The 4,261-nt window shown below is 69.2% G+C and carries 6 protein-coding genes; 5 read left to right on the top strand and 1 reads right to left on the bottom strand.

Translation table 11 applies throughout. The annotated features are described in order from the left end of the window. From D471_RS36380 to D471_RS41000, 3 genes are all read left to right on the top strand, one after another. Window positions 1–536: NAD-dependent epimerase/dehydratase family protein (locus D471_RS36380; protein ID WP_017601414.1), on the top strand; the 536-nt coding region annotated here is incomplete at its 5' end. A 74-nt stretch (window positions 537–610) separates the two neighbouring features. Beyond that, the gene (locus D471_RS0126505; protein ID WP_017601413.1) at window positions 611–1,642 is read left to right on the top strand and encodes a LacI family DNA-binding transcriptional regulator; all 1,032 of its coding nucleotides are present in this window, start codon (window positions 611–613) and stop codon (window positions 1,640–1,642) included. Between the two features lie 163 nt (window positions 1,643–1,805). Beyond that, complete coding sequence (locus tag D471_RS41000; RefSeq protein WP_017601412.1) at window positions 1,806–1,955, top strand: hypothetical protein; 150 nt, start codon at window positions 1,806–1,808, stop codon at window positions 1,953–1,955. 43 nt (window positions 1,956–1,998) lie between these two features. Here the strand turns inward: D471_RS41000 and D471_RS38780 are convergent, their stop codons facing one another. After that, the gene (locus tag D471_RS38780; RefSeq protein WP_017601411.1) at window positions 1,999–2,145 is read right to left on the bottom strand and encodes an Arc family DNA-binding protein; all 147 of its coding nucleotides are present in this window, start codon (window positions 2,143–2,145) and stop codon (window positions 1,999–2,001) included. 39 nt (window positions 2,146–2,184) lie between these two features. On the opposite strand from D471_RS38780, the gene D471_RS0126490 reads away from it, so the two are divergent. Next, window positions 2,185–3,495, top strand: a complete 1,311-nt coding sequence (locus tag D471_RS0126490) for an RNA-guided endonuclease InsQ/TnpB family protein (RefSeq protein WP_026128098.1) — start codon at window positions 2,185–2,187, stop codon at window positions 3,493–3,495. 40 nt (window positions 3,496–3,535) lie between these two features. Next, the coding region (locus D471_RS38775) for an aminoacyl--tRNA ligase-related protein (RefSeq protein ID WP_241479726.1) at window positions 3,536–4,261 on the top strand (726 nt) is incomplete at its 3' end.

Below are 4,261 nucleotides of genomic sequence, written 5' to 3'. Positions count from 1 at the left end.
GCCCCCGCTCCCTGCCGCTGGACGAGGACCACCCGGTCGAGCCCTGGCACGCCTACGGGCTGAGCAAGGCCATCATCGAGCAGACCGTGCGCACACTGGCCCGCACCGCCGACGACTGCGTCCTCTCGTGCGTACGGCCCGGGTACGTGGTCGCCCCCGAGGAGTGGGCCGGCGCGGCCACACAGCAGGGACACACCATGGCCGAGCGCCTGGCCGACCCCGCCCTGGCCGCCACGTCGCTGTTCAACTACGTGGACGCCCGCGACGCCGCCGAGCTGTTCGCGCTCGTGGTGGAAAACCCCGACAAGGTCACCGGCGGCCAGGTGTTCAACGCCGTGGCGCCCGACCCACTGGCCACAGAACCGATCCACACCCTGCTCCCGCGCCACCACCCCGCGACCACCGACGCCGCCCCCGCCCTGGCCGACGGCCGGTCGGCCTTCTCCGCGGACAAGGCCCGCACCGCCTTGGGCTGGAACCCCACCCGCACCTGGCGCCACCAGATGCCCGCCCACGCGGCGACCGACCGTCCGTAAGCAGCGGACACGACTCCGCTACGCTACAAGGGAAAGAGTTTTCCAAGGTGGCGCGCAGCAGGAGGCGAAACGGCGTGGAGTCCGGTTACGTGACACTGGAACAGGTCGCCCAGCACGCCGGGGTCTCCTTGGCCACGGCCTCCAGGGTGATCAACGGCAGCACCCGACAGGTGAGCCAGCGCCTGCGCGACAAAGTGACCACCAGCGCACGCGAACTGGGCTACCTGGCCAACGCCTCAGCACAGACCCTGGCCCGCAACAGCAGCTCACTGGTCGGTCTCATCGTCCACGACATCGCCGACCCCTACTTCTCCTCGATCGCCTCGGGCGTCACCCAACACACCGAAGAACAGGAACTGGTCCTGGTCCTGGGCACCACCAGCCGCTCCCCCCACAAGGAGAACCAGATCCTGGCCACCCTGCGAGCCCACCGGGCACGCGCGGTGGTCCTGGTCGGATCCCGTTCCACCGACGAGGGGAGCAACCGGCGCCTGGCCGAGGAGATCAGCGCGTTCCGCAAACAGGGCGGCCGGGTGGCGTGCGTGTCCCAACAGGGACTGCCCGCCGACACCATCTGCCCCGACAACCACACCGGGGCGGCCGACCTGGCCCGCCACCTCATCGCCCAGGGCCACCGCGAGTTCGCGATCCTGGCCGGACCCACCGACCTGCGCACCGCCCGCGAACGCCTGGACGGGTTCCACTCGACACTGTCGGCCGCCGGGCTGGAACTGGCCCACCACAACGTGGTCCACGGCGCCTTCACCCGCGACGGCGGCTACGAGTCCACCCGCCGCCTCATGACCATGGGAACCGACGCCACCTGCCTGTTCGCGGTCAACGACGTCATGGCCACCGGCGCGATGGCGGCCCTGCGCGACCTGGGGCTACGCGTCCCCGAGGACCTGTCGGTGGCCGGCTTCGACGACATCCCCACCCTGCGCGACCTCACCCCGGCCTTGACCACGGTGCGCCTCCCCCTGGAGGACATCGGCCGCCGGGCCGCGATGCTGGCACTGGACGGCGAACCCAGCGAAGAACCGCGCGTGGTGATCGTCCAGGGCCAGGTCGTCGAACGCGCCAGCACGGCGCCGCCCACGCGCTGAACGGTCTTTGCTACCGTGTCCACCATGCAGCAGCGCGCCACCGTCACGACGACGCCGGACCCAGTCCCGGCGCGCTGACACCTGTTCTCACACCAAGCCCCGGGGCGAGTGCCCCGGGGCTTGGTCGTCCGGTCACTCGCCCGCCGAACGCGAGGAGACCACCGTGCACGACCACCGCAAGCTCGGCCGCGAACTGCGTCTGTTCGGCACCGACCCGCTGATCGGGTCCGGACTGCCCTACTGGCTGCCCGACGGAGCGACCGTACGCCACCTGATAATCCGCAGGGTGCCCCGGCCTTCAGGCCGGGGGTGAATGCGGTCCGCCGCGTAGCGGCACAGAGGACGACGAACCTCCCTCAGGGGCGGTTCGTCGTCTCGCCAGCGCCGACGGTCCGGCGGATCAGGGCGACCAGGTAGGAGTTCACAGACCGGTCGTCGGCCGCCGCCGCTGCTTTGAGTTGTTCGTTCAACTCGTCGGGGAGTCTCACCGTGATCTTCTGCATGCCATCACTCTACTGGCAAAGTGATGGTAAACTGACGGCATGCCCAGGTTCCGATTGCACCCCACCCGCGCACAGGAAGCCCAGCTGTTCGGGCATTGCGCGCAGGCCCGGCATGCCTGGAACCTGGCGTTGGAGGTCAACTCCTCCTACCGCAAGGGCGGGGCCCGTACCGAACGGCCGCCCCGGTTCGCGGGGATGTGCCGGATGCTGTCGCAGGTACGCCAGACCGATACCACCGGCATGAGCTCGGAGGAAGCCGACTACATCAATTGGGTGGCGTCCGGGAATGTGGACGTCCAGCAGCAGGCGCTGCGGGACTTTGACCAGGCCCTGACGAACTTCTTCAACGGCTCGCACCGGTATCCGACGCCGCGCAAGAAGTACCGCAACGAAGGGTTCCGGATCATCGGGACCGGCCGGGTTCTGGCGTTCACGGCTGACGGCGAACCTCTCTTGAACGCCAAGGGCAAGCAGGTCATGCACCGCAAAGTGCTGGTGCACAAGCTCAACAAGAAGTGGGCCCAGGTCAAGATCCCAGGGTGCGGGTGGGTGAAGTTCCGCAACACCCACCAGGGTCTGCCGGACGCCAAGTCGTACCGGGTGACCTACCGGCACGGCCAGTGGCACATCAGCTTCGCCGTGGTACCCGACCCGATCGAGGCGCCCGGCGACGGGTCCGTGGTCGGCATCGACCGGGGCGTGACCATCACCGCCGCCCTCTCTTCGGGCAAGATGCTCAACTGCCCGCAACTGTCGAAGAAGGAACGAGCCAAGCGCCGCAAGCACGAACGCCGTGCCGCACGCGCCGCGAAGGGCAGCCCACAGCGCAAAGCCGAACTGGCGAAGGTCAACCGGTACCGGCGTAAGGAGGCGAACCGGCGCAAGGACTGGGCGGAGAAAACCTCCACCCGTCTGGCCCGCGGCTTCGACACCATACGGTTCGAACGCCTCAACATCAAGAACATGACGGCCTCCGCGCGGGGCACCGCCATCGAGCCCGGGCGCAACGTCGCCCAAAAATCTGGCCTGAACCGGGCCATCCTCGCTCAAGGATGGGGACTCCTTCGCACCCGGACCGGACACAAAGCCCCTGGCCGGGTTGAAGACATCCCGGCCCCCTACACCAGTCTGCAATGCAGCGACTGCAAGTGGATCGACAAGAACTCGCGCAAGAGCCAAGCCGAGTGGTCGTGCACCAACTGCGGATTCACCTGCAACGCCGACCTGAATGCTTCCTACAACGTCGCGGCAGGGCAGGGTGCAAGCCCCGGGTCGAAGACCCGTGCCGGAGGGGCGACCAGGAGAGATCCCGTGAGCGTCCGTGAACCCCAGCAACTCCCGCTCTTCTGAGTCGGTGTTGTTGGAATCCCCCTCGTTCACGAGGGGGAGGATGTCAAGCGCTCATCTTCCGGTCCCACCCACGCAGCCACCGCGACCTGCCCCTGCGAATCGCCGAACTCGGCGCCATGTACCGCTCCGAGCTGTCCGGGGTCCTGGGCGAGCTGACCCGTGTGCGGGCCATCCAACTCAACGACGCGCCCGGACCCTGGACGGCCTCGGCCTGCCCTACGACGCGGACGAGGGCGAGGCCGCCTTCTACGGACCGAAAATCGACGTACAGGTCAAAGACGGCGCGGGCCGCGAGTCCACCCTGTCCACCGTCCAGGTCGACTTCCACCAGCCCGAGCGCTTCGACCTGCGCTACGTCGGCGCGGACGGCGCCCGGCACCGCCCGGTCATGGTGCACCGCAGCATCGTCGGCAGCCTGGAGCGGGCCGTGGCGCACCTGCTCGAACAACACGGAGGCGCCTTCCCCGCCTGGCTCGCCCCCACCCAGGTGGCCGTCCTGCCGGTCTCCTCCGACCAGCACGACCACGCCCGCGCCGTCGCCCGAAGGTGCGCCGACCACGGACTGCGCGCCCAGGTCCTGGACCCCGAACGCGGCAGCCTGGGCACCCGGATCCGCCAGGCCCGGCTGATCCCCTACCAAGCGGTGGTCGGAGCCCGCGAGGCGGCCGACGAACACCTGGCCCTGCGCCTGCGCGGCGGACGCCGACTCGACCCCCCGACCCGCAGAGGAGGTCCTCGCGCACGTGCGGGACCTGGTCGGCGCCCA

The sequence above is a fragment of the Nocardiopsis lucentensis DSM 44048 genome (assembly GCF_000341125.1).
Classification (GTDB): domain Bacteria; phylum Actinomycetota; class Actinomycetes; order Streptosporangiales; family Streptosporangiaceae; genus Nocardiopsis; species Nocardiopsis lucentensis.
Note: the sequence above shows the minus strand (reverse complement) of the source record. Positions and strands in the feature narration are given on the sequence as shown.